The 24,961-nt window shown below is 63.8% G+C and carries 24 protein-coding genes; 15 read left to right on the forward strand and 9 right to left on the reverse strand.

The features are described 5' to 3' along the window. Positions 1 to 19: 19 nt before the first annotated feature. Together QCE63_RS13450 and QCE63_RS13455 are read right to left on the reverse strand one after the other, a co-directional pair. A complete protein-coding gene (locus QCE63_RS13450; RefSeq protein WP_309833476.1) occupies positions 20 to 1,849 on the reverse strand; it encodes an aminopeptidase P family protein in 1,830 nt (609 codons plus the stop codon). A gap of 96 nt (positions 1,850 to 1,945) precedes the next feature. Continuing rightward, entirely contained in the window at positions 1,946 to 2,218 is a 273-nt protein-coding gene (locus QCE63_RS13455) for a hypothetical protein (RefSeq protein ID WP_309833477.1), read from the reverse strand. A 352-nt stretch (positions 2,219 to 2,570) separates the two neighbouring features. Here QCE63_RS13455 and hemA point away from each other — a divergent pair, with 352 nt between their 5' ends. From hemA to QCE63_RS13485, 6 genes are all read left to right on the forward strand, one after another. Further along, a complete protein-coding gene (hemA, locus tag QCE63_RS13460) occupies positions 2,571 to 3,866 on the forward strand; it encodes a glutamyl-tRNA reductase (protein WP_309833478.1) in 1,296 nt (431 codons plus the stop codon). Between the two features lie 96 nt (positions 3,867 to 3,962). Continuing rightward, positions 3,963 to 5,045: a peptide chain release factor 1 gene (prfA, locus tag QCE63_RS13465; protein WP_309833479.1), complete on the forward strand. Its 1,083-nt coding sequence runs from the start codon at positions 3,963 to 3,965 to the stop codon at positions 5,043 to 5,045. After that, positions 5,042 to 5,878, forward strand: coding sequence for a peptide chain release factor N(5)-glutamine methyltransferase (prmC, locus tag QCE63_RS13470; protein WP_309833481.1), 837 nt, complete (start codon positions 5,042 to 5,044; stop codon positions 5,876 to 5,878). The genes prfA and prmC overlap by 4 nt, the downstream gene beginning before the upstream one ends. A gap of 83 nt (positions 5,879 to 5,961) precedes the next feature. Beyond that, positions 5,962 to 6,273 carry a Grx4 family monothiol glutaredoxin gene (gene grxD, locus QCE63_RS13475; protein WP_309833482.1) on the forward strand — a complete coding sequence of 104 codons (312 nt, stop codon included), beginning with the start codon at positions 5,962 to 5,964 and terminating at the stop codon, positions 6,271 to 6,273. A gap of 17 nt (positions 6,274 to 6,290) precedes the next feature. Beyond that, positions 6,291 to 6,893, forward strand: a complete 603-nt coding sequence (locus tag QCE63_RS13480) for a UbiX family flavin prenyltransferase (RefSeq protein WP_309833484.1) — start codon at positions 6,291 to 6,293, stop codon at positions 6,891 to 6,893. Positions 6,894 to 6,988: 95 nt separating this feature from the next. Then, positions 6,989 to 7,774 carry a class III extradiol ring-cleavage dioxygenase gene (locus QCE63_RS13485; protein WP_309833487.1) on the forward strand — a complete coding sequence of 262 codons (786 nt, stop codon included), beginning with the start codon at positions 6,989 to 6,991 and terminating at the stop codon, positions 7,772 to 7,774. 62 nt (positions 7,775 to 7,836) lie between these two features. On the opposite strand, the gene QCE63_RS13490 is transcribed toward QCE63_RS13485, so the two are convergent. Then, positions 7,837 to 9,429, reverse strand: a complete 1,593-nt coding sequence (locus QCE63_RS13490) for an APC family permease (protein ID WP_309833489.1) — start codon at positions 9,427 to 9,429, stop codon at positions 7,837 to 7,839. A gap of 469 nt (positions 9,430 to 9,898) precedes the next feature. On the opposite strand from QCE63_RS13490, the gene QCE63_RS13495 reads away from it, so the two are divergent. Beyond that, a complete protein-coding gene (locus QCE63_RS13495; protein WP_309810134.1) occupies positions 9,899 to 10,102 on the forward strand; it encodes a cold-shock protein in 204 nt (67 codons plus the stop codon). Positions 10,103 to 10,172: 70 nt separating this feature from the next. Here the strand turns inward: QCE63_RS13495 and QCE63_RS13500 are convergent, their stop codons facing one another. Further along, complete coding sequence (locus tag QCE63_RS13500; RefSeq protein ID WP_309833490.1) at positions 10,173 to 11,423, reverse strand: Hsp70 family protein; 1,251 nt, start codon at positions 11,421 to 11,423, stop codon at positions 10,173 to 10,175. On the opposite strand from QCE63_RS13500, the gene QCE63_RS13505 reads away from it, so the two are divergent. After that, the gene (locus QCE63_RS13505) at positions 11,314 to 11,553 is read left to right on the forward strand and encodes a hypothetical protein (protein WP_309833826.1); all 240 of its coding nucleotides are present in this window, start codon (positions 11,314 to 11,316) and stop codon (positions 11,551 to 11,553) included. The two genes, QCE63_RS13500 and QCE63_RS13505, sit on opposite strands and share 110 nt — an antisense overlap. Positions 11,554 to 11,659: 106 nt before the next feature. Continuing rightward, positions 11,660 to 13,108 carry an MFS transporter gene (locus tag QCE63_RS13510; RefSeq protein WP_309833814.1) on the forward strand — a complete coding sequence of 483 codons (1,449 nt, stop codon included), beginning with the start codon at positions 11,660 to 11,662 and terminating at the stop codon, positions 13,106 to 13,108. A gap of 18 nt (positions 13,109 to 13,126) precedes the next feature. Here QCE63_RS13510 and QCE63_RS13515 read toward each other — a convergent pair whose 3' ends face one another. Both QCE63_RS13515 and QCE63_RS13520 read right to left on the reverse strand, forming a co-directional pair. Further along, complete coding sequence (locus QCE63_RS13515) at positions 13,127 to 13,723, reverse strand: nitroreductase family protein (protein WP_309833491.1); 597 nt, start codon at positions 13,721 to 13,723, stop codon at positions 13,127 to 13,129. A 96-nt stretch (positions 13,724 to 13,819) separates the two neighbouring features. Then, entirely contained in the window at positions 13,820 to 15,103 is a 1,284-nt protein-coding gene (locus QCE63_RS13520) for an MFS transporter (protein WP_309833493.1), read from the reverse strand. Between the two features lie 138 nt (positions 15,104 to 15,241). On the opposite strand from QCE63_RS13520, the gene QCE63_RS13525 reads away from it, so the two are divergent. Both QCE63_RS13525 and QCE63_RS13530 read left to right on the forward strand, forming a co-directional pair. Next, on the forward strand, positions 15,242 to 15,901 hold the full coding sequence (locus QCE63_RS13525; RefSeq protein WP_309833494.1) for a TetR/AcrR family transcriptional regulator: 660 nt from the start codon (positions 15,242 to 15,244) through the stop codon (positions 15,899 to 15,901). Next, a complete protein-coding gene (locus QCE63_RS13530; protein ID WP_309833495.1) occupies positions 15,898 to 16,455 on the forward strand; it encodes a DUF1415 domain-containing protein in 558 nt (185 codons plus the stop codon). Before QCE63_RS13525 ends, QCE63_RS13530 begins: the two co-directional genes overlap by 4 nt. Here the strand turns inward: QCE63_RS13530 and QCE63_RS13535 are convergent, their stop codons facing one another. After that, positions 16,456 to 17,331: an SAM-dependent methyltransferase gene (locus QCE63_RS13535; protein WP_309833497.1), complete on the reverse strand. Its 876-nt coding sequence runs from the start codon at positions 17,329 to 17,331 to the stop codon at positions 16,456 to 16,458. Between the two features lie 375 nt (positions 17,332 to 17,706). Here QCE63_RS13535 and QCE63_RS13540 point away from each other — a divergent pair, with 375 nt between their 5' ends. Beyond that, positions 17,707 to 18,027 carry a DNA-binding protein gene (locus QCE63_RS13540; RefSeq protein WP_309833498.1) on the forward strand — a complete coding sequence of 107 codons (321 nt, stop codon included), beginning with the start codon at positions 17,707 to 17,709 and terminating at the stop codon, positions 18,025 to 18,027. A 60-nt stretch (positions 18,028 to 18,087) separates the two neighbouring features. Here QCE63_RS13540 and QCE63_RS13545 read toward each other — a convergent pair whose 3' ends face one another. Further along, the gene (locus QCE63_RS13545; RefSeq protein ID WP_309833500.1) at positions 18,088 to 18,786 is read right to left on the reverse strand and encodes a FadR/GntR family transcriptional regulator; all 699 of its coding nucleotides are present in this window, start codon (positions 18,784 to 18,786) and stop codon (positions 18,088 to 18,090) included. Between the two features lie 253 nt (positions 18,787 to 19,039). Between QCE63_RS13545 and QCE63_RS13550 the strand changes: the two genes are divergently transcribed. The 3 genes from QCE63_RS13550 to QCE63_RS13560 all read left to right on the forward strand — a co-directional run bounded on the left by QCE63_RS13550 (position 19,040) and on the right by QCE63_RS13560 (position 23,100). Then, the gene (locus tag QCE63_RS13550) at positions 19,040 to 20,164 is read left to right on the forward strand and encodes a mannitol dehydrogenase family protein (RefSeq protein WP_309833501.1); all 1,125 of its coding nucleotides are present in this window, start codon (positions 19,040 to 19,042) and stop codon (positions 20,162 to 20,164) included. 99 nt (positions 20,165 to 20,263) lie between these two features. Beyond that, on the forward strand, positions 20,264 to 21,547 hold the full coding sequence (locus tag QCE63_RS13555) for an MFS transporter (RefSeq protein WP_309833503.1): 1,284 nt from the start codon (positions 20,264 to 20,266) through the stop codon (positions 21,545 to 21,547). 11 nt (positions 21,548 to 21,558) lie between these two features. Continuing rightward, positions 21,559 to 23,100 (forward strand): altronate dehydratase family protein, encoded by a 1,542-nt coding sequence (locus QCE63_RS13560; protein WP_309833504.1) that lies wholly within the window; start codon positions 21,559 to 21,561, stop codon positions 23,098 to 23,100. Positions 23,101 to 23,138: 38 nt separating this feature from the next. Here the strand turns inward: QCE63_RS13560 and QCE63_RS13565 are convergent, their stop codons facing one another. Beyond that, a complete protein-coding gene (locus QCE63_RS13565; protein ID WP_309833505.1) occupies positions 23,139 to 24,773 on the reverse strand; it encodes an NAD(P)/FAD-dependent oxidoreductase in 1,635 nt (544 codons plus the stop codon). Positions 24,774 to 24,961 lie beyond the last annotated feature (188 nt).

The following is a 24,961-nucleotide window of genomic DNA, read 5'->3' on the forward strand; positions in this document are numbered from 1 at the left end:
GTTTCGATGCTTCCTTCTATCAGATGGCTTGAGTGCGGGCCTCGAGCCACGCCAGCGCCGCGCCCGACACATGCGGCGACACGCGCCTGCGCACCGTCTCGTGATAGGCATTGAGCCACGCGCGTTCGTCCTCGCGCAGCAAGGTCAAGTCGATGCAGCGCGTATCGATCGGACACAAGGTCAGCGTCTCGAACTCGAGGAAATCGCCGAACTCGGTCTTCCCGGCGGCCCGGTTCATCGCCAGATTCTCGATGCGGATGCCCCACTTGCCCGGCCGGTAAAGTCCCGGCTCGATCGAAGTGATCATGCCCTCTTCCATCGCCGTCCAAGGTTCGGCGGGCGCGTAATGGGAAATCACCTGCGGGCCTTCGTGGACGTTCAGGAAGTAGCCAACGCCGTGGCCCGTCCCATGGCCATAGTCCGCGCCCGCTTCCCAGATCGGCGCGCGTGCGATCGCATCGAGCATCGGCGAGCGGATGCCGCGCGGAAAGCGTGCGCGCGAAAGCGCCATCGTTCCCTTCAGCACCACCGTGAAGTCGCGCTTGTGCTCCGCCGTGATCTCGCCGACCGGCACGACCCGCGTGATATCGGTCGTGCCGCTCAGGTACTGGCCGCCCGAATCGATCAGCAACAGCCCGTTGCCCTCGATCACCGCGTGCGACGCCTCGGTGGCGCGGTAATGCGGCATGGCGCCGTTGGCATTGAAGCCCGCGATCGTGCCGAACGACAGCGTGACGAAGCCCGGCCGGCGCGCGCGCGCCGCCGTCAGCTTTTCATCGATGGTGAGTTCCGTGATGCGCTCGCGACCCAGCGCGCCCTCGAACCACGCGAAGAATTCGGCGAGCGCGGCGCCGTCCTGCTCCATCGTCGCGCGGACGTGCTCGGCTTCCGCCTCGGTCTTGCGCGACTTCGCGAAGGTGGACGGATTCACCGCCTCGATAATCGTCACCGTCGACGGCACCTTCTCCAGCAAGCCATGCGTGATGCGGCGCGGATCGATCAGCAGCGTCGCGCCCGCGGGCAACGCAGCCAGCGCGCCGGGCGCGTCCGCATACGGCGCGACGCGCACGTTGTCGCGCAAGAGCGATTGCTGCAACTCTTCCGGCACCTTGCCGTCGGCGACGAAGAGCGTCGCGTCATCCACGCCGATCAGCGCATGCGCGACGAACACCGGGTTATAGCTCACGTCGCCGCCGCGCAGGTTGAAGATCCACGCGAGATCGTCAAGCGTGGACACGAAATGCCACTGAGCGCCTTTCGCGCGCATCGCCTCGCGCACTTGCGCCAGCTTGTCGGCGCGTGCGACGCTCGCATGCGGCGCGGCGTGCTCGTAGACGGGTGCATCGGGCAGGCCCGGACGCGCGGGCCAGACGGCATCGAGCAGATCGAGATCCGTGCGCAATACGATGCCGCGTGCATCGAGCGCATCGGCCAGCGCGCGCGCCGCCGCGACGCCGAGCACGGTTCCGTCCACCGCGACGGTCTCGCCCTCCGGCACGTGGTCCGCGAGCCATTCGACATGCGGCGCGCTCTGCTGGCCGGCCATCATCTTCACCAGCGCGATGCCCGTGCCGGCCAGTTGGGCCTCGGCCTGCGTCCAGTAGCGGCTGTCGACCCAGACACCCGCGAAATCGGCCGTCACGACCAGCGTGCCCACCGAGCCCGTGAAGCCCGACAGCCACTGCCGCCCCTGCCAGCGTTCCGGCAGATATTCGGAGAGATGTGGATCGGCGGACGGAATGAGCACGGCGGCGAGATGGTCGAGCGCCATCTGGCGGCGCAGCGCGTCGATGCGGCGCGCAAATGTGGAGGGCTCAGGAATGGCGGAATCTGCAATGCGATCGTTCATGGGGTCACCTGCTTCGAAACGTGCTTGAAAGCCCTTTGCAGCCCTTTACGGGCGCGACGGGCAGCAAGGATCACCCGCTGTCCGTCGGGAAAGAAATCAGCGGCGCGCCGCCAGTCCAACCGTCAGCGTCACGACGAGCAACGCGAAGACTGCGCACGCGAGCCATTCGAGCGTGTCGCCGTCGTGATAGAAATCGACGATGTTGCCGAGCATGCGCGCCACGATGCTCGCCAGTATGCCAGCCGCGATCGCCGTCCAGATCCGGCCTGCCGGTCCGCGGCCGATGCGTCCCGAGCGCCGTAACGGATGCAGCCACCAGCTCGCGGCGCCGATCACCGCGCCCAGGAAAATCAGTCCGAGCCAGCCCATCAGCGGCTGTGCTCCGTTGCAAGCGCCGGGCGGCCGCGTGAAGCATGGGGAGAGTCGAACATGCGTGATTCCGGGGTCGGTGACGGTGGAAGGCTGAGTTTAGGGGCCGGATTTGGCGAAGGCAAGACCACGGACCAACGGGCAAAAAACGGGAAAAGACCGTTCGTGCGTCGATCAGCCGCGTCTAGGCGCAACCGCCTATCGGGCCGTGCAAGCCAATGCCGGCAAGGCTTGCAGCCAGATTGACCCAAGCGCGCCCCAAATAGCCCCTATAAATGAAGATTCACGCGAAACGCTATAATATTGGGCTATTGAAAGGCCATCGGCTTAGGCCAAGAGCATCGTTAAAACAATGCAGCTCCTCACGATCGGAATCAATCATCACACTGCGCCAGTCGCCCTGCGCGAACGCGTGGCGTTTCCGCTCGAACAGTTGAAACCCGCCCTGGGCGCGCTGAAAGACATCTGGCTCGGCCCGCTCGCAAAGGTTTCGCCCGAAGCGGCCATTCTGTCCACCTGCAATCGCACCGAACTCTACTGCGCCACCGACGACGCCGCCGCCCGCGAAGCCGCCATCGAGTGGCTGTCGAAGTATCACGCCATCCCGGTTCCCGAACTCGCGCCGCACGTGTACGCGCTGCCGCAGTCGGAAGCCGTGCGTCACGCCTTCCGCGTCGCGTCCGGCCTCGACTCGATGGTGCTCGGCGAAACCCAGATCGTCGGACAGATGAAGGACGCGGTGCGCACGGCGTCGGAAGCCGGCGCGCTCGGCACCTATCTGAACCAGCTGTTCCAGCGCACCTTCGCCGTCGCGAAGGAAGTGCGCACGACCACGGAAATCGGTGCGCAGTCGGTTTCGATGGCCGCCGCCGCCGTGCGCCTCGCGCAGCGTATCTTCGAGAACATTTCCGGCCAGCGCGTGCTGTTCATCGGCGCGGGCGAAATGATCGAGCTGTGCGCCACCCATTTCGCCGCGCAGAATCCGCGTGAACTGGTGGTCGCGAACCGCACCGCCGAACGCGGCGAAAAGCTCGCCGGCCGCTTCAACGGCCGCGCCATTCCGCTGTCCGACCTGCCCGCGCGCATGCACGAATTCGACATCATCGTGTCGTGCACGGCATCGACGCTGCCCATCATCGGTCTGGGCGCGGTCGAGCGTGCCGTGCGCGCGCGCCGCCATCGGCCGATCTTCATGGTCGACCTGGCCGTGCCGCGCGACATCGAACCGGAAGTCGGCAACCTGCACGACGTGTTCCTCTACACCGTCGACGACCTCGGCGCCATCGTGCGCGAAGGCAATGCATCGCGTCAGGCGGCGGTGGCGCAGGCGGAATCGATCATCGAAACGCGAGTGCAGAATTTCATGCAGTGGCTCGATGCACGCAGCATCGTGCCGGTCATCCGCCACATGCACACGCAGGCCGACGCATTGCGCCGCGCCGAAGTGGAACGCGCCCGCAAGATGCTCTCGCGCGGCGACGATCCCGCGGCCGTACTCGAAGCGCTGTCGCAGGCGCTCACCAACAAGCTGATCCACGGTCCCACGCACGCGCTCAATCGCGCGAGCAGCGAGGAACGCAGCCAGCTCATCGATCTGATGAGCGGCTTCTACCGCCACGGCGACAAGTCCGATTCGTCGGACCGTTAGCGGCTCCATCTTTGCTATTCTCCAAGGCCGCGCGCCGCTGGCGCCGGCTTCCTGATCGCAGTCATTCCCCGGCGCCCGCCGCGCCAATTCCGCACGATGAAAACGAGCATGCAAAGCAAGCTCGACCAGCTCGCCAGACGGCAGGTCGATCTCAACGAACTGTTGAGCCGTGAGGACGTCACGTCCGACATGGACCAATATCGCAAGCTCACGCGCGAGCACGCGGAAATCAGCCCGATCGTCGATCAATACGCGCTCTGGCGGCAGGCGCTAACCGATGAAGCCACGGCGCAGGAACTGCTCGCCGATCCGTCGATGCGCGATTTCGCCGAAGAAGAGATCGGCGAGGCGCGCGAACGCATGGCGACCATCGAAAGCGATCTGCAGACCATGCTGCTGCCGAAGGATCCCAACGACGAGCGCAACATCTTCATCGAAATCCGCGCGGGCGCGGGCGGTGACGAATCGGCGCTGTTTGCGGGCGATCTGCTGCGCATGTATCTGCGCTACGCGGAGCGCAATCGCTGGAGCGCCGAAACGATGTCGGAGAGCGTGTCGGATCTCGGCGGCTACAAGGAAGTGATCGTGCGCATCGCCGGACAGGGCGCGTATTCGCGGCTCAAGTTCGAATCCGGCGGACACCGCGTGCAGCGCGTGCCGGCGACCGAGACGCAAGGGCGCATCCATACCTCGGCGTGTACCGTCGCCGTGATGCCGGAAGCCGATGAAATCAGCGAGGTCGTGATCAATCCGGCCGATCTGCGCATCGATACGTTCCGCGCGTCGGGCGCGGGCGGGCAGCACATCAACAAGACCGATTCGGCCGTGCGCGTCACGCACTTGCCGACCGGCATCGTCGTCGAATGTCAGGACGACCGCTCGCAGCACAAGAACAAGGACCGCGCGTTGAAGGTGCTGGCCGCGCGCATCAAGGACAAGCAGTATCACGAGCAGCATGCCAAGGAAGCGGCGACGCGCAAGAGTCTGATCGGCTCGGGCGACCGCTCGGAACGCATCCGCACCTACAATTTTCCGCAAGGGCGCATGACGGATCACCGGATCACCCTGACGCTCTACAAGCTCGAATACATCATGGACGGCGATATTAACGAGCTGATCGGCGCGCTCGTCTCCGAGCATCAGGCGGAATTGCTGGCGGCGCTCGGGGAAGCGGAGTGAGCACCGCGGCCGACGCGCTGCGCACATCCGGACTGCCGCCGCTCGAAGCGCGCGTGCTGCTGATGCACGTGCTCGGCTGGCGCCGCACGGAACTCATCACGCGGGATCAGGAAACGCTCGATGACGCGTCAGTCGCGCGCTTCGAGGCGCTCACCGCGCGCCGTCTGGACGGCGAGCCTATCGCGCAGCTGGTCGGCCGACGCGAATTCTTCGGCCTCGACTTCGAGGTCACGCCCGATGTGCTGATTCCGCGTCCGGAAACCGAACTGCTGGTGGAAACCGTGCTCGGCATCATTGCCGGCACGCCGAGCCCGCGCGTGCTCGATCTGGGCACGGGAAGCGGCGCGATCGCGGTGTCGCTGGCTCACGCGCGGTCCGATGCCAAGGTATGGGCCGTCGATCGCTCGCCGGCCGCGCTCGACATCGCGCGCTCGAATGCCGTCCGTTTGCTCGACGCCGCGCGCGCGGGCGGTCCGGTCACCTTTGTCGCAAGCGATTGGACCGCGAACCTCGAGCCGTCGCGGCTGTTCGAGGCGATCGTCAGCAATCCGCCCTATATCGCAAGCGGTGATCCGCATCTCGACCAAGGCGACCTGCGCTTCGAACCGCGCGGCGCGCTGACCGACGAATCCGACGGTTTGTCGGCAATCCGCGAGATTGTCGAGAAAGCGCCTTTTCTGCTCGCGATGAACGGCGCGCTGTGGCTCGAGCACGGTTACGATCAGGCCGAAGCGGTGCGGCAGCTCATGCAGGCGCGCGGTTTCAACGACATACATTCGCTGCGCGATCTTGCCGGCATCGAGCGCTGCACGGGCGGCGTTTTCACGGCCTGAAGCGCGGGCGACGTCAGCTCTCAAAAGCGAAATCCGCTATCATTTGAACCATCAGTCCCCCGACTTTCACGCGCAGGAACGCCATGGATACGCAAGAACATATCAAGCAGATCGTCGAATCGAACTCCGTCGTGCTTTTCATGAAAGGCACGGCGCAATTCCCGATGTGCGGTTTCTCGGGCCGCGCCATCCAGGTGCTGAAGGCCTGTGGCGCCGACAAGATCACGACCGTCAACGTGCTCGAAGACGACGCCGTCCGCCAGGGCATCAAGCAGTTCTCCAACTGGCCGACCATTCCGCAGCTGTACGTGAACGGCGAGTTCATCGGCGGCTCGGACATCATGATGGAAATGTATCAATCGGGCGAACTGCAGCAGCTCTTCGCCGCCGCCTGAGTTTCACCCGCCCGCCGATGCCAGCAAGCCCGCCCGCCCCGCAGCGACGCCTGATCGTCGCGATCACCGGGGCGACGGGCGCCATCTACGGCGTGCGGCTGCTCGACATGCTGCGCCGCCTGGGCGGCGTCGAAACGCATCTGCTCGTTTCCAGCGCAGGCTGGCTCAATATTCAGCACGAACTCGATCTCGACCGCGCCGCCGTCCACACGCGGGCGGATGTCGTACACAGCGTGCGCGATGTCGGCGCGAGCATCGCGTCCGGCTCCTTCGCGACAGACGGCATGGTGGTCGCGCCCTGCTCAATGCGCACGCTCGGCAGCATCGCGCACGGTCTTTCGGACAATCTCGTCACCCGCGCCGCCGACGTCGTCCTCAAGGAGCGTCGCCGTCTGGTATTGCTCGTGCGGGAAACGCCGTTCAACCTCGCGCATCTGCGCAACATGACGTCGGTCACGGAAATGGGCGGCGTGATCTTTCCGCCGTTGCCGGCGTTCTACCAAAAGCCCGCGACGATCGACGAGATGGTGGATCACACGGTCGCGCGGGTCATCGATCTGTTTGGATTCGGGCAGCCGGTTGCGTCGGCTTGGCAGGGATTGCGCGCGCCATCTGATTAGCAACAGTTGCGACACAATGCATTGCCGTTCGGACGGTTTATCAACGGTGCGAGCAGCCCTACATTGACGACATAGTCCACTGGAATCCTGCCGTCATGAGCCCAACACCCACCGTTTTCATTTCCCACGGCGCGCCAACGCTGCCGATCGACCCGTCGATGCCGTCCGCCGAGTTCGCCTCGCTGAGCGCCACGCTGCCGCGCCCGCGCGCGATCCTGATGCTGTCGGCGCATTGGGGCACGGCGCAGCCGGTCGCGAGTATCGCCGAGCGGCCGGAGACGATCCACGACTTCTACGGTTTTCCGCGTGCGCTGTACGAATTGCGCTATCCGGCGCCCGGCGCGCCCGATCTGGCGAAGCGCGCCGCCGCCTTGCTCGGCGCACAGGGCATTCCGGCCGCGACGACCGAACACGGTCTCGATCACGGCGCATGGGTGCCCTTGCTGCTCATGTTCCCGGACGCGGACGTGCCGGTCGCGCAACTCTCGATACAGCCGCATCTGGACGCCGCACATCATTTCGGCATGGGCCGGGCGCTGCGCGGTCTGCGCGATGAAGGCGTGATGATCGTCGGCTCTGGCCAGATCACGCACAACTTGCGCATGGCCGACTTCAGTGCGCGTCCCGAAGATGCCGACCCGCGTGTCGCCGAGTTCACCGACTGGTTCGAAGACCGCATGGCGACACGCGATATCGACGCGTTGCTCGACTATCGCGCCCGCGCGCCCCATGCGGCGCTGATGCACCCGACGGACGAACATCTGTTGCCGGTGTTCAGCGCGCTCGGCGCAGCCGCCGATGACTACACGCTCGGCATTCAGTCGCTCGGAACCTTCCAGCGCACGCTGGCGATGACGAACTACGTATTCGCGGACGCGTGAATGAAAAAACCGCCTGAGCAGCCACTCAGGCGGTTTTGTCTCGCTACAAGACGCTGGAACGCTCAGGTGCCCACTTCGTGAAGGATATCGTCGCTGCTTTCGCGCTCGTCGAGATAGGCGGTGCGATATCCGGTATGCACGCCCCAGTAATAAAACACCAGCGCCAGCACAGTCACCGCGGCCATATCCCAGCCATACGGCAGCAACCCGCTGCCGCCAAAATCCTTGCTGCCGATCAACGACATCACCGCCATGCACGGCAGGTAAGCCACGAGCCACCACGCGGCCTTGAGATCGCGTCCCCAGCCGGCGAAGCCCGCCTTGGCCTGGAAGTAGAAATACGCCGGCAGCGCGACGACCATCAGCAGAATGATTTCGCCAGTGAGCGGCCACTTCGCCCAGAACAGCACCAGCGACGCACACACGAACGCGAACGGCGCAACCACGCCCATCATAGGCAGCCTGAGCGGACGCTCGAGGTCGGGGGCTGCGCGGCGCAGCGCCATCAGGCTGACCGGGCCCGTGAGATACGAGATGACCGTCGCCACCGAAATCACCGCGGCCAGCGAACTCCAGCCACGGAAAAAGAACATGAAGATGAACGCGACGAACAGGTTGAACCACATCGCCGGACGCGGCACGCCATAGAACGGATGCACGTTGCCGAAGATCTTCGGCATGGTGCCGTTGCGCTCCATCGCGTAGATCATGCGGGTGGTCGTCGCCATGTAGGTCGTGCCGGTCCCGCTCGGGCTGACGAAGGCATCCACATACAGCAGGATGGCGAGCCAGTTCAAATTGAGCGCCAGCGCCAGTTCCGCAAACGGCGACGCGAAGTTGAAATGCGCCCAGCCCTTCGCTACATCAGCGGGATTTACCGCGCCGATATAGGCAATCTGCAGCAGCACGTAGATCACAAGCGCGAGCAGGATCGAGCCGATCACCGCGAACGGCACGCTGCGCGACGGATTGCGGGCCTCGCCGGCGAGGTTCACCGGGCTCTGGAAACCGTTGAAGCTGAACACGATGCCGCTGGTCGCGACGGCGGTCAGCACCGCCGGCCAGCCGTAGGGCGCGAAGGTCGACGACGTGCCGAAATTCTCCGAATGAAACCCGGTGAAGACCAGGCCCGCGATGGTGGCGCCCGGAATCAGGAACTTGAAGACCGTGATCAGCGAGTTCGCGCGTGCGAACACTTTCACGCCCCAGTAGTTCAGCATGAAATAGATGATCACGAGCAGCGCCGAGAGGCCAATTCCTGTCGGCGTGAGCGACTCGTTGACGAACAGCGCGTGTGCCCAGTCATACGGCCAGGTGCTCATGTACTGGATGGAGGCTTCGGCTTCGATCGGAATCACCGAAACGATCGCGATCCAGTTCGCCCACGCGCTGATGAAACCCACGAGCGCGCCATGCGAATAGCGCGCGTAGCGCACCATGCCGCCGGACTCGGGGAACATGGCGCCCAGTTCGGCATAGGTCAGGGCGATCGCCAGGATGACGACCGCGCCGATCACCCAGGCGGCGATCGCGGCAGGTCCCGCGATCTTGGCGGCCTTCCATGCCCCGAAGAGCCATCCCGAACCGATGATGGATCCCAGACCGGTCAGCATCAGCGCCATCGGACCGATGTTTCTCTGTATTGAACTTGTCACTTTTCTCTCCGTTGTCTCGCGCCGCGCGTGCTGCATGCGACTTCGCCGGTTTTCGATCGGCTGCCAGGCTGCGGGTGCAACGGTTGCCAGAATCATTCCCGCCGCTCAGGCAAATCCGGTGCAACCCCTTGAAAATGGTCGCGTAGTTTAACGGTTGCACCTTTCGAATGCAGTGCGAAGAGTGCGCAATTTCACCTTTTTTTGCCTCTTTTTCGTGCAATGGAGCGCATGAATTCACCCTTCGCCACATGATTCCGCATGGCGCGAGAAAATCCCTTCGGAGTTGTCGGATATTAATTGACCAAGAAAAGGTTTCGCCGTATAAAGCTTCTTGCAGGATTTCAAGTGGCGAGTGAATTGGTTCTTTCGAGTTCGCCATCACGGTACTCCGGTTGGTCCATTGCCCCTTCCTTGATCTTTTGCACCCCTGGGCTTCGGCCTTATTCATCATTTTTTTGGAACAAGTAACATGGAAACCGGTACCGTCAAGTGGTTCAATGACGCAAAGGGCTTTGGCTTCATCACTCCGGATGGCGGCGGCGAAGATCTGTTCGCGCACTTCTCGGAAGTCCGTGTCGAAGGCTTCAAGACGCTTCAGGAAAACCAAAAGGTTACCTACGAAGTAAAGACTGGCCCGAAGGGCAAGCAAGCCGCGAACATCAAGCCGGCCTAAGTTCCGCCTGATTCGTAAAAAAACCCCGCCTGCGCGGGGTTTTTTATTTGTAGCGCGCTTTCAGGCGAAATCAGGCAAAGACTCGCTGTGCGTAGATGCCGAGGCCCTTCGCCACGCTGGCAAGGCGATCGCCGAATACCGGCTGCGCAGCAGGAAACGCCACCGCCAGCGCCTGCGACAGAAACCGCAGCCCCGTCGTGCCGCCCGTCAAATACACGGCGCCCACGTCCGACTCCGCAACGCCCGCGCGCCGGATGGTCTCGCGCGCGGCGTCCACGATGCGCCGCGTTTCTTCGGCGCCCGCCTCGATCAAGCGCGCTTCGTCGAACGCGACGCGCAACGCTTCTTCCACCTCTTCCATGTCGATTTCCGTCGCCCCGCCCGCGGCGACTTCGATCTTCGCCTCCTCTGCGTGCGCGGTGAGCGCATGCCCGAGCCGGCGATCGACGACGCGCATCAGGCGGTCATGATGGCGCACCTCCGGGTAGAGATGGCGCATCAACTGCAACTCGCTGACACGCTTCGGCGTGTAGACGGTGTTGATCAGATGCCACGTCGAGAGATCGAAGTAGATGCGGCTCGGCACCTCCCGACCCTGCGGATCGAGCGATTGATAGCCCAGCTCGCGCAGCACGGTCGCGAGTTCGACGCGGCGGTCGAAGTCGGTGCCTGCGACGTGCACGCCATGATGCGCAAGCACGTCGCTCTTGCGGTCGAGCGCGCGCGCGCGCTCCGGACCGACGCGCACCAGCGAAAAGTCCGACGTACCGCCGCCGATATCCGCAACCAGTACGAGCCCCTCCTGCGTCAGACCGGCTTCGTAGTCGAAGGCGGCGGCGATCGGCTCGTACTGGAAGTGGATCTCGCGCAAGCCGACGGCATGCGCGCAGGCCTCGAGCTGCTTCTGCGCCAGATTGTCGGCGCGCGGATCGTCGTCGACGAAGAACACCGGGCGGCCAAGCACCGCGCGCGACAGCGGCTCGGCGGCGATCGCCTGGGCCTTCTGCTTCAGGTGCTGCAGGAACAGCGTGATGACGTCGGTGTACTTGATGGCCGAACCGTCGCCGAGATCCGTGGTGCTCTCGGCGAGCGCCGAGCCGAGAATGCTCTTCATCGAGCGCATCAGGCGGCCGTCGAAACCGTCGATGTACGCCTCCAGCGCGGCGCGTCCGTAGGCCTGGTTATTTTCGTCGGTGTTGAAGAAGACAGCGGTGGGCAACGTTGTCGCCTCGCCTTCGACGGGCGCCAGCCGAATGGCCGGGCCGTCCGGAAGGGCGACGGCGGAATTCGACGTGCCGAAATCGATCGCGCAAAAAGTCATGATGCTGAGCCACGTCCGCCAGGACGCCGCGTTGGACATGGACGGCGTTTTTAACACGTTCCCGGGTAGGCATCAACCGCAGCCGAAGATTTTTAAACCGTTGACTTCATTCGACAAAAGCGGAATGTAACTTGCTCGTTCGAAAGCCGCTTGCGGGTTTATTCCGCGCATGCGCAGCGCACAACCGGCGACATGGGCAAAACAATGACGAGGAGAGCCGTTTGAACGATCGACCGATGGAACAACCCACGCAACCCGGCATCATCGAAACCGATCTGCCCGGGCGCCTCGACCGCCTGCCGTGGGGACGCTTCCACACGCTGATCGTGCTTGCGCTCGGCATCACCTGGCTGCTGGACGGACTCGAGGTGACGCTGGCGGGCGCCGTCGCCAGCGCGCTGAAAACGAGCCCGGCGCTGCAATTCTCGAACGCGGACGTCGGCATTGCGGGGAGTGCGTATATCGCGGGTGCGGTGCTCGGCGCGCTCGGTTTCGGCTGGCTGACCGACCGCCTCGGCCGTCGCAAGCTGTTCTTCATCACGCTGTTCCTCTACGCGGCCGCGACCGCCGCCACGGCGTTCTCCTGGAATCTCGCGAGTTTCGTGCTGTTTCGCTTCCTGACGGGGGCCGGCATCGGCGGGGAGTACACCGCGATCAATTCGACCATCCAGGAGTTCACGCCTGCCCGGCTGCGCGGCTGGACCGATCTGGCGATCAACGGCACCTTCTGGATCGGCGCGGGCATCGGCGCGGCGGGATCGCTGGTCCTGCTCGATCCCGGCCTGCTGCCGCCCGACTGGGGCTGGCGCGCGTGCTTTCTGATCGGCGCGGTGCTCGGGCTCACGATCCTCTTCATGCGGATGTGGGTGCCGGAAAGCCCGCGCTGGCTCATCACGCACAATCGCGCGGACGAAGCGAAGCAGGTCGTCGAGGAAATCGAGGCGCATTTTCGCCAGCATGGCGTGACGATTCCCGACACGCCCATCAAACCACTGCGTCTGCGTGCACGTGAAGGCACGCCGCTCAGCGAGGTCGTGCATACGCTTTTCAAGGCGCATCGCAGTCGCTCGCTCGTGGGTCTCACGCTGATGACCGCCCAGGCGTTCTTCTATAACGCCATCTTCTTCACCTACGCGCTGGTGCTGACGGATTTCTATCACGTGCCCGGCGATCACATCGGCTGGTACGTGCTGCCCTTTGCCGCCGGCAATTTCCTGGGGCCGGTGCTGCTCGGCAAGCTCTTCGACGTGATCGGCCGCCGCCGCATGATCGCCTTCACGTATGCGATGTCCGGCGTGCTGTTGACCATCAGCGGCTGGATGTTCATGAACGGCATGCTGAGCGTGACGACCCAGACCATCGCCTGGATGGTGATCTTCTTCTTCGCATCGGCGGCGGCGAGTTCGGCGTATCTGACGGTCAGCGAAACCTTCCCGCTGGAAATCCGCGCGCTTGCCATCGCCGTGTTCTATGCGTTCGGCACGGCGCTCGGCGGCATCATCGGACCGGCGCTGTTCGGGCATCTGATCGACACGCACGAGCGCGGCGCCGTGTTCGCGGGCTATCTGATCGGCTCGGTGCTGATGATCGCGGCTGCGGTCGTCGCCGGCATCTGGGGCGTCGCGGCGGAGCGCAAGTCGCTGGAAGACGTGGCTCGTCCGCTGTCGGCAGCGGACGAGCACTGAGGCTCCAAGCGCCGCGGTTTATTCGAACGCGCGGCTCCACGCGCCTTCGTACACCGTCTCGCCGAGCGCCTTGCGCACGCGCGGCGCGGCTTCGCGCTCCTGCAATGCCTCGTCGAGCTGGCTGGCATCGCCGTGATGACCGATTGCCACCATCGCGATGATCTGCACCTCCTCGGGAATCGAGAACGCCTGGCGGAACGCGTCGCGGTCGAAGCCGCCCATCTGATGCGCCGCCAGGCCGAGTGCGTGTGCCTGCAGAACCAGCGCCATCGCGGCCGCGCCCGTGTCGTAGGCGGCCGTGCGGTTCGGCTCGCCCTTCGCCGTGAGCGTCGCGGCCGTCACGCAGACCAGCACCGGCACGTTGCCGTTCCATTTCTGGTTGCCGGGCATGAGCGTGTCGAACGCGCGCTGGAACGCGCCTTCGTCACGATGACGGTCGAACGCGATCAGACGCCACGGTTGCTGATTGCTCGACGAAGGCGCCCAGCGCGCCGCTTCGAACACCTGATGCAGTTGCGCACGCTCGACCGGCTCCGTGGAAAATGCGCGCGGACTCCAGCGGCCGGCGATCAGTTCGTGGATGTCGATATCGGTCGGAGCGGGTTTTGCGTTCATGGTTCGAGTCCTTGACGGTTTGGAAAAGCGCACGGCACGCGGCGCGGCAGGCCGTCAAGGATAGCAAGCCCGCCGCGGCCGCTTCATTTCACCATTTCAGGTCGCCGCCACGCCCACCGCCCGTCCCGCGCGATTGATGCGCAGCACGATCACCGCCGCGACGAGGCACAGCCCGCCCGAAATCATCGTGGCGACCGTATAGCTGCCGAGACTCGAACGCAGCATGCCGGCGCCGAGCGCCGCGAACGCCGCGCCAAGCTGATGTCCCGCTACGACCCAGCCGAACACGATCGGTGCGGCGTCCTTGCCGTAGACATCGGTGGCGAGGCGCACGGTCGGCGGCACGGTGGCGATCCAGTCGAGTCCGTAGAACACGGCGAACAGCGGCAGGCCGAAGAAGTCGACGCCGAACGCATATGGCAGATAGATCAGCGACAGTCCGCGCAGGCCGTAGTACCAGAACAGCAGCACGCGGGCGTTGAAGCGATCGGAGAGCCAGCCGGAGAGCGTCGTGCCGAACAGGTCGAAAATGCCCATTGCCGCGAGCAGGCTGGCGCCCTGCACCGGCGTCATGCCGTAGTCCGAGCACATGGCGATCAGATGCGTGCCGACATAACCATTCGTGCTCGCGCCGCAGACGAAGAAGCTGAAAAACAGCAGCCAGAAATCGCGCGTCTTGCTGGCCATGCCGAGCGTGCTGAACGCGACCTTGATCGGATTTTTAGGGGCCGGGACGGCGGCCGGCGGCAGATCGGCCTTCTCGCCGACCGGACGCAGCGACAGATCCGCCGGCCGTTCGGGCAGCAGCCACGCGACGAACGGCAGCACGATCACCGCCGCGCCCGCGACGACGAACACCACAGGACGCCAGCCGTAGTGCTCGGCAATCGACGCGAGGAGCGGCAGGAACACGAGCTGGCCGGTGGCCGAACTAGCGGTGAGAATGCCCATCGCCAGACCGCGATGCGTGGTGAACCAGCGGTTGACGATGGTCGCCGAGAGCGTCAGCGCCGCGACGCCCGTCGCGCTGCCGACCATCACGCCCCAGACCAGCACCATCTGCCAGGGCTCGGTCATCATCGATGAGAGCGCGACGCCCGCCGCCAGCGTGGTCAACGCCGTCAGCACCGTGCGGCGCACGCCGAAGCGCTGCATCGCCGCCGCCGCGAACGGCCCGGCAAGGCCGTACAGCGCCAGATTGATCGAGATCGCCAGCGAAATCGTGCCGCGCGACCAGCCAAACTGCTTTTCGAGCGGCAGCATCATGACGCTCGGCGTCGCGCGCGTGCCCGCCGCGGCGAGCAGCACGAAAAACACCACGCCCACCGCGATCCATCCGTAATGCATCCGGCCACTCAGCCGCCTCGCTACCCAGTTCATCGCCGTTCCGCTCCGTGGTTCCGTTAATTTTTGCGCCGGACGATATCACTCGTTACCGGTCTGTCACATCAGAGTTGCGAGCTTAGTGACCGATCTGTAACATGTCAAGCATGCAGTTCGCATGACGAGGAAGCGACTTTGACACGAACATCCGCGGATCAACCCAAAGGCCCTGCCCGCCGCAGTGTCCGCACCGACGGCGCAACGGCGCAGGAACAGTTGCTGGATGCGGCGCAGGAACTGTTTTATCGCGACGGTATTCGCGCCATCGGCGTCGATGCCGTGGTGGAGCGCGCGGGCGTCAACAAGATGAGTCTGTACCGGCGCTTCGCATCGAAGGACGAGCTGGTGGTGGCGTATCTGGATCGCATGGACGCGCGCTTTCGGGGCCGCTTCGAAGCCAGCGTCGACAAACATCCGGGCGAGCCGGCCAAACAGCTGATCCAGGCGTTCGACGACCTGGTGAAGCGCGCGTCCGCACCAGACTATCGCGGCTGCCCGTTCCTGAACGTCGCGTGCGAATTCGGCGATCCGGAATACGCGGCGCGCGAGCCGGTCGAGCGCAATAAAAAATATCTGATGAGTCGGCTCATCGACATTTCGACGGCGGCAGGCGCCGCTCAGCCGCGTGAACTCGCCGATTCGCTCGCGCTGCTGGTCGAAGGCGTCTATGCGAGCAGCCAGACTTACGGCCCGGGCTCCGGCCCGCTGGTCGCGGCGGCGCGCATCGCGCGCATGCTGATCGACGCGGCCTGCGTGACGCAACCCGCCGCGCCAGACCAACAGGAAAACGAATGAAGCAAGGCAGTTCCCCTGACGACGTGATCGCGGCCACCCGGCACTGGCTCACGCGCGCGGTGATCGGGCTGAATCTGTGTCCGTTCGCGAAGAGCGTGCATGTGAAAGAACAGATCCGTTATGTGGTGAGCGATGCGCGCGCGGTGGACGACCTGGTGGTCGAACTGGCGGACGAACTTCGTTTGCTAAAGGAGACGGACCCGGATCTCGTCGATACGACGCTGTTCATCACGCCCCACGCCTTCGCCGATTTCGCCGAATACAACGACGCCCTGTTCTTCGCCGACCGTCTGCTCGGCGACATGGGCCTCGCGGGCGAAGTGCAGATAGCGAGCTTCCATCCGCACTATCAGTTCGAAGGCAGCGAACCGGACGATATCGACAACTACACGAACCGCGCGCCCTATCCGATCTTTCACCTGTTGCGCGAGGCCAGCATCGACCGCGCGGTAGCGGCGTTTCCCGATGCCTCGGATATCTACGAGCGCAATATCGACACGCTGCGCCGCCTCGGCCCCGACGGCTTCAACGCGTGGATGAGCGATAAAAGCTGATCATTGCGCGGGCGCGAAAAAACGCTCCCGCAATTCATCCAGTCCCAGCGTCTCCAGCACCTCCGACAGCCGTTGCGCCGGCCGCCCTCGCGGCAGGTCCTTGAATTGCGCGACGATCAGCTCGTTCTTCATCGAATGCTCCCAGCCGACGAGTTCCGTCACGCTCACCTGATAACCGTGCGATTCGAGTTGCAGGCAGCGCAGCACGTTGGTGATCTGACTTCCGAATTCGCGCGTGTGCAGCGGATGCCGCCACATTTCCGTCAGCACGTTCTTCGAGAGCGAGTGCCCCTTGTGCTTGCGCAGCACCGAAGCCACTTCCGCCTGACAGCACGGCACGACGACGATGTACTTCGCCTTCTTTTGCAGAGCGAACTGGATGGCGTCGTCGGTGGCGGTATTGCACGCGTGCAACGCCGTGACGATATCGATCGCGTCCGGCAGGCGGTCCGAATGCATTGATTCGGCTACCGACAGATTCAAAAACGACATCCCGGTAAACCCGAGTCGCGCAGCCAATTCCTCTGACTTTTTCACCAGTTCTTCGCGTGTCTCGATTCCAAAGATGTGTGACCGATCGCGCAGAGTCTTGAAGAAGAGATCGTAGAGAATGAACCCAAGATAAGACTTGCCTGCGCCGTGATCCACGAGCGACACCGCTCCTTGGCGCGCATGCACGTCGGCGAGCAGCGGTTCGATGAACTGATAGAGGTGGTAGACCTGCTTCAGTTTGCGGCGGCTGTCCTGATTCATCTTGCCGTCGCGCGTGAGGATATGGAGTTCCTTCAGCAGTTCGATCGACTGCCCGGGGCGAATCTCGTGTTTGGCGGAGGGTTCGGGGCTCTCCGATACCGGCGCGGGGGACTTCCTGGTCATCGTGAAGGTCTGTCGAAAAAAATAAGGCGGAGCGTGTTTGCGCTGAATGTGCGCTAACCGCTGGTACTAACGCCTGAAAAGGGGAAGTTTACCCAAAAGCACAAAGACGCTCTGTGTTCCGGCCATCGGATCATCGGCCAGTGCGTGTGGCAAAACGCATGGAACAGATTGTGCATCGTCCGACAATGAGGCCATTGGAAGAGACGACACAACGCAGTGCCGCGTCGCGAACCGACGCAGCACGCAGGAGCAGCAAGCTGGCAGGCCGCGCTTCGACACGCACCGCGATGTCACCGCACCCGGCTTTGTTACGTAACACCTAACGCACAGCGCGGCGATGCGACTCGCCGGCGCCACGAACATGAGAGGACGGCGATGGACGCGATCCCCGACAAGAAAGCAGAGAAGCAGTTTCAGGACATGCTCGCAGCACTGACGGCGATGCCCGCGTGGAGTGAGAAGCAGCAGCTCGAACTCGAAATGGCCCGAGAGATCTCCGTGGAGATGTTGCGTCTTGCAGAATCCATGCGCGACGGCTCCACCGACATCGAAAGCTGTCTGACCATGCTGAAGTTCGCCAAGGTCATGGACTTTGTCCTGACGACGCTGGCCTCGCGCCGCGAAATCGCGCCGCAGACGCTACGCGTGATCTTCAAGCTGGCGGGTCTGAAAGTCGATGAAGCCTATCCGGGCTGAACGGCGGGCCGACTACCCCGGCTGGTTGACCCCGGTGCGCGTGGCACACCCGCACCGGATTCAGCTTTTGCGTCTCGTCATCAGCCGCGCCGCCGACTGACGCATATGCCGCTGCATCGCGGCTTGCGCCTGTACGGCGTCGCGCGCCTCCAGCGCTTCCAGAATCTCCCGATGCTCGCCCAACGCGGCGAGCCACGTTTCCTCTCCCTCGAAGTGCCCCCGCAAGGTCGATGACAACGGGCTATGCCGTTCGTCATAGAGACTGCCGACCGTGCGCACCAGGACGTCATTGCCGGCCATCTGTGCGATTGCGATGTGGAACGCGCGATCGGCAGCCATCGGCACCTGGCCGTTCTCCACTTCGCGCGCCATCGACTCGTACAGCGCGCGCAGCGCCTTCAACGCCTTCGGCTTGACGAACGGTGCGACGCTCGCGGCGATCGCGCCTTCAATCACGCTGCGCGCGTTCATGATCTCGATCGGGCTCTCGCCCAACTCCGTCTCGGTGGCCGGAGGCTTGGCGACCGGCGTGGCGACGATATACACACCCGATCCCATGCGGATCTCGACACGCCCTTCCAGCTCGAGCGCGACCAGCGCTTCGCGCACCGATGGCCGCGATACGCCGAGCCGCTGCGCGAGTTCGCGCTCGGACGGCAGGCGGCCATTCGGCGCGAAATCCTGCTGTTCGATCAACCCGCGCAGCTTATCGGCGATCTGAAGGTAAAGGCGGCGCGTCTCGGGAGGTTTCACGCTCACGTGCTGGGCTCCTGCTTTCGGGTCGGGGAAAACGTGGATTGTAATCAGCCGGAGGGGACGGGCACCGCAAATCTGCGTTCATCCTCGATTCGGCCGCTTTCAAGTGGCTTGACCAATTCTATTTCCAGCCACTAGTATGCAATCCGGTAAGGCCAGGTTGGCCACTTTTTTTCAGGCAATCTGGAACCGTTCCCAAATCACTAGACGACCGACGAGGCGTTCGCGCCGGCGGTTCGAACGGCCCCGCACAATCATGAGTCATCCCATTCTCCAGTTCGGCACGAGCCGGTTCTTGCAGGCGCACGTGGATTTCTTCGTCGCCGAGGCGGCGCGGCGCGATCCGGCGAAAGCGCTCGGCAAGATCACCGTCGTGCAGACGACCTCCAGCGCCGACAGCCGTGCCCGCATCGAGGCGCTGAAAAGCACCGGCCGCTATCCGGTGCGCATTCGCGGCCGCCGGCGGGACGCGACGATCGACGAAACCATCGAGTGCGATGCCATCGGCGAAGCGCTGCATGCGGACGAGGACTGGCCGTTGCTCAAGGCGCGCATCGAGCGTGATGTGAAGATCATCGTGTCGAACACGGCGGATGCCGGCTACGCCCTCTTCGACGAAGACACGCGCGAACTGCTCGACAGCCCGCGCGCGCCGCGCGGTTTCGCGGCCAAGCTCGCGGTGTTGCTGCACGCGCGCTTTGTCGCCGGAGCCGCTCCGATCACGCTGCTGCCCTGCGAACTGGTGTCCCGCAACGGCGACACGTTGCGCGATCTGGTGATCGGCGTGGCGCGCGGCTGGGCGTTGAACCCGGCCTTCACCGACTATCTGACGAACGAGTGCGTGTGGGTGAATTCGCTCGTCGACCGCATCGTGTCGGAGCCGATGCAGCCGGTGGGCGCGATCGCCGAACCGTACGCGCTGTGGGCCATCGAGCGCCGGGAGGGCATGGTGCTGCCGTGCGAGCACGAAGACATCGTGATCACCGACGACCTCGCCCACTACGAACGCCTCAAGCTCTTCCTGCTGAACCTCGGCCACACGATGCTCGCGCAAGTCTGGCGCACGCGCGATGCCGCCGCCGATATGACGGTACTCGACGCGATGCGCGACGCCGCTTTCCGCGATCCGCTCGAAGCGACCTGGCGCGACGAAGTGCTGCCGGTCTTCGCGGCGCTCGGGCAACGCGACGTCGCCGCGGACTATGTGGCAAGCGTGCGCGACCGTTTCGAGAACCCGTTCCTGGTACACCGGCTCGCCGACATCGCGAAGAATCACAGCGAAAAGAAGCAACGCCGCTTCCAGCCCGTGATCGATCTGGCGCACGAACTCAAGCTCGATCTGGCGCAGCCGCGTCTGCGCGACGCCCTCGAATCCGCCTGAAGAGCGGAACGACTCTTTTCGAATCACGACGCGCCGCGACGGCATTGCGGTGGCGTCATCAGACATCAAAAGTGCCGCCCCATCCGGAGGAGACAAGTAATGCGCAAAATGCGTTGGGTAGTGATTTTTCTCGCCTTTCTGGCCATCGCGATCAATTACATCGATCGCGCCAACCTCGCCGTCGCAGCGCCGCAGATCGAGAAAGCGCTCAACATCGGTCCCGCGGAAATGGGCTTTATCCTGAGCGGCTTCTTCTGGAGCTACGCGCTGATGCAAATGCCGTTCGGCTGGTTCGTCGATCGCGTCGGCGCGCGCATCGCGCTGCCGCTGGCGGTCGGCTGGTGGTCGGTCTTCACGGCCATGACGGCCGTCGCGACGAGCGTCGCCGGCATGTTCGGCTGCCGCCTGATGCTCGGCATCGGCGAAGCGGGCGCGTATCCGTCGTGCGCGAAGCTCGTGTCGCAATGGTTCAAGAAGGAACAGCGCGCGTTCGCCACCAGCATCTTCGACAGCGGCTCGCGCGTCGGCTCCGCGCTGTCCATTCCGGTCGTCGCGCTCATCATCAGCACCTTCGGCTGGGAAGCGTCGTTCGTCATTACCGGCGTGATCGGTTTCGCGTGGATTCTCGGGTGGTTCGTGATCTACCGGAACAAGTCGCTGGGCGACCTGACCGGTGAAACCGACGTCACGCCAGTGCCGGTCGCGCCGCGCAACAAGGTGTCGTGGGCGTCGCTGTTCAAGTACCGCACGCTGTGGGGCATGATGCTGGGCTTCTTCTGCCTGAACTTCGTGATCTACTTCTTCATCACCTGGTTTCCGAGCTATCTCGTCCAGGCGCACGGCTTTTCGCTCAAGTCGCTGGGCACGCTCGGCACCATTCCCGCGCTGATGTCGATTCCGGGCGGCTGGTTCGGCGGCTGGGTGTCCGACGCGCTGTTCAAGCGCGGCTGGAGCCTCACCGCCGCGCGCAAGACCTGCATGGTCGGCGGCATGCTGCTGTCCTCGGTCATCACGCTTTGTGCGTTCGTCGAGAACATCTACCTGATGCTCGCGTTCTTCGGCATCGCATACGCCAGCCTCGCGTTCGCCGCAGCCAGCATCTGGTCGCTGCCGAGCGACGTCGCGCCGACGCCGGATCATGTGGCATCCATCGGTGGCATCCAGAATTTCGCGTCGAATCTGGCAGGCATCGTCATCACGACTTTCACCGGCGTGATGCTCGCCGTCACCAAGGGCTCGTTCGTGATTCCGCTGTGCGTCGCGGGCGGCTTCTGCTTCCTGGGCGCATTCAGCTATCTTGTGATTGTCGGCAAGATCGAGCCGCTCAATCGCGCTGACGAAGAACAAGCGCGGCCCGATAGCCGCGCACCCTCCACGGTCTGAGAACATAAACCATGTCCACCCCACTCAACGACCATGCCGTCATCCGGCTGCATCCGAAAGACGATGTCGTGACCGCGACGCGTCAGCTGGTTTCGGGTGCGCGTATCGCCTCCGAGGATCTCGTCGTCACCGGGCTGATTCCGCCGGGGCACAAGATCGCCACGCGTGACATCGCCGCCGGCGAGCCCGTCAAGCGCTACAACCAGATCATCGGCGTGGCGCGCGAGGCGATTGCACGCGGTCAGCACGTACACACCCAGAACCTGTCGATGGCCGATTTCACGCGCGAGCATGAATTCGGCGTCGATCTCCATCCGACGCCCTTCGTCGACGCCCCCGCCACGTTCATGGGCATCCGCCGCGACGACGGCCGGGTGGCGACGCGCAATTTCGTCGGCGTGCTGACGAGCGTGAATTGTTCAGCGACGGTCGCACGAGCCATCGCCGATCATTTCCGGCGCGATGTTCATCCGGAAGCGCTGGCGGATTATCCGAACGTGGACGGCGTGATCGCGCTGACGCACGGGCTCGGATGCGGCATCGACATGCAGGGCGACGGACTCGGCATCCTGCGCCGCACGCTTGCGGGTTACGCGGTGCATCCGAATTTCTACTCGGTATTGTTCGTCGGTTTGGGGTGTGAGACGAACCAGATTTCGGGCGTGCTCGAATCGAGCGGGCTCAAGGACGGCGCGAAACTGCGCAGCTTCACCATTCAGGACAGCGGCGGCACGCGGAAGACGATCGAGCGTGGCATCGCAATGGTGAAGGACATGCTGGCGGAGGCGAATCGCGTCACGCGCGAGCCGGTTCCGGCGGCGCATCTGATCGTGGGTCTGCAGTGCGGCGGGTCGGATGGCTATTCGGGCATTTCGGCGAATCCGGCGCTCGGCGCGGCGGTGGACAAGCTCGTCGCGCACGGCGGCACCGCGATTCTCTCGGAAACGCCGGAAGTGTATGGCGCCGAGCACCTGTTGACGCGGCGTGCCGTTACGCGCGAAGTCGGCGAAAAGCTGCTTGCGCGCATCAAATGGTGGGAGGAATACTGCGCCCGTAACGGCGCGGCGATGGACAACAATCCTTCGGCGGGAAACAAGGTCGGCGGGTTGACGACCATTCTCGAAAAATCGCTGGGAGCGGTCGCGAAAGGGGGCACGACGAATCTCGTCGAGGTCTACGAATATGCGCAGCGGATTGACGCGAAAGGCTTCGTGTTCATGGATTCGCCCGGGTACGATCCGATGTCGGCCACCGGACAGGTTGCGTCCGGCGCGAATCTGATCTGTTTCACGACTGGGCGCGGCTCCGCCTACGGCTGCGCGCCCTCGCCCTCGCTCAAGCTCGCGACCAATACCGCGCTGTGGGAGCGGCAAGAGGAGGACATGGACATCAACTGCGGCGGCGTGATCGACGGCAGTGCGACCATCGATCAACTCGGCGAACAGATTTTCCAGATGATGCTCGACTGCGCGTCAGGCGCGGCGTCGAAAAGCGAACTGCATGGGTATGGGCAGAGCGAGTTCGTGCCTTGGCAGGTGGGTGTGGTGACGTAATCCGGGAAAAGCGCATCCGCTTTCGCGATGCGCCTTTTTTATGCAGTTGCGGCGTACTCCGCCATCATCTTCAGCGCGAGCGCTTGAGCCACTTCGATTCCATCGATCGCCGCCGAATAGATACCGCCCGCGTAACCGGCGCCCTCGCCCGCCGGATACAGCCCTTCGACGTTGACACTCTGATAGTCATCCTTCCGGCGAAGCCGCAACGGCGACGACGTGCGCGTCTCGACGCCCGTCAGCACGGCATCATGCATGGCGAAGCCTTTGATCTTCTTGTCGAGTTCGGGCAGGGCTTCGCGGATCGCTTCGATCACGTAGTCGGGAAGTGCGGTGCTCAGGTCGGTTGGCTTCACGCCCGGCTTGTATGAAGGCGTCACCGAACCGAGCGACGTGGAAGGCCGTCCTGCGATGAAGTCGCCCACCAGTTGGCCTGGCGCGCTGTAATCGCGGCCGCCCAGTTCGAAGGCGCGTTCTTCCCACTTGCGCTGAAAGTCGATGCCGGCAAGCGGACCGCCCGGGTAGTCATCCGGCGTAATGCCAACGACGATGCCCGCATTCGCGTTGCGTTCAGCGCGCGAATACTGGCTCATGCCATTGGTCACGACGCGGCCCGGCTCTGAAGTCGCCGCGACGACCGTTCCGCCCGGGCACATGCAGAAGCTGTAGACCGCGCGGCCGTTGCTGGCGTGGTGAACGACTTTGTAGTCGGCAGCGCCCAGCTTCTCATGTCCGGCGAACTTGCCGAAGCGGCTGCGATCGATCACCCCTTGCGGATGCTCGATGCGGAATCCGAGCGAAAACGGCTTCGCTTCCATGTAGACGCCGCGGTCGTGCAGCATCTGGAAGGTATCGCGCGCGCTGTGGCCGATCGCGAGCACGACGTGATCGCAGCGCAGCGTCTCGCCCGACGAGAGACGCAGGCCGCGCACCTGGCCGCCTTCGATTTCGATGTCCTCGACGCGCTGTTGAAATCGGACTTCTCCGCCCAATCGATGAATCTCCGCGCGCATCTTCTCGACCATGCTCACGAGCCTGAATGTGCCGATATGCGGCCGAGCCAGATACAGGATGTCTTCGGGCGCGCCGGCCTTGACGAATTCGTCGAGCACCTTGCGGCCGTAGTGGTTCGGATCCTTGATCTGGCTGTAGAGTTTGCCGTCGGAAAACGTGCCGGCGCCGCCTTCACCAAATTGCACGTTCGACTCGGGATTGAGTTCGTTACGCCGCCACAGCCCCCACGTGTCCTTGGTTCGCTCGCGAACGGCTTTTCCACGCTCGAGGATAATTGGACGAAAACCCATTTGCGCCAGGATCAAGCCGGCGAAAAGACCGCACGGGCCCATGCCGATCACGACGGGGCGAAGCTGTGTTGACGCTGCCGGAGCTTTCGCCACGAAACGGTAGGCCATGTCTGGCGTGGGAGCGCAGTGCGGAAACGGCTGCGATGCGAGACGCTTCAATACTGGCGTTTCGTCCTGCAATTCGACATCGATGATGTACGTAAGCTTGATGTCTGCACGCTTGCGTGCGTCGTGCGCCCGACGATACACGTGGAAATGCACGAGTTCTTTGGCCGCTACGCCCATCTCTTCGAGACGAGCGATGACCGCAGCCTCGATCGCGGACTCGGGATGATCGAGCGGGAGCTTGATTTCGCTTAGACGTAGCATGGGAACTCGGTAGGCGATTGCCTTGGCAGATACAAAAGAGAAATTCTAGCGCGCGGGCGGTTTTGATCTGCTTCTGATCTGCGCGTAATCGTTGACCTGTCTCTGAGAGAGGGCGATACGCAAGGTAGGGCGGCGCGCTGAAACGCAAAAACCCCACCTTGGTGGGGTGGGGTTTTTGTTTGTAGCAT

Origin of the sequence: Caballeronia sp. LZ065 (genome assembly GCF_031450975.1) — a bacterium.
Classification (GTDB): domain Bacteria; phylum Pseudomonadota; class Gammaproteobacteria; order Burkholderiales; family Burkholderiaceae; genus Caballeronia.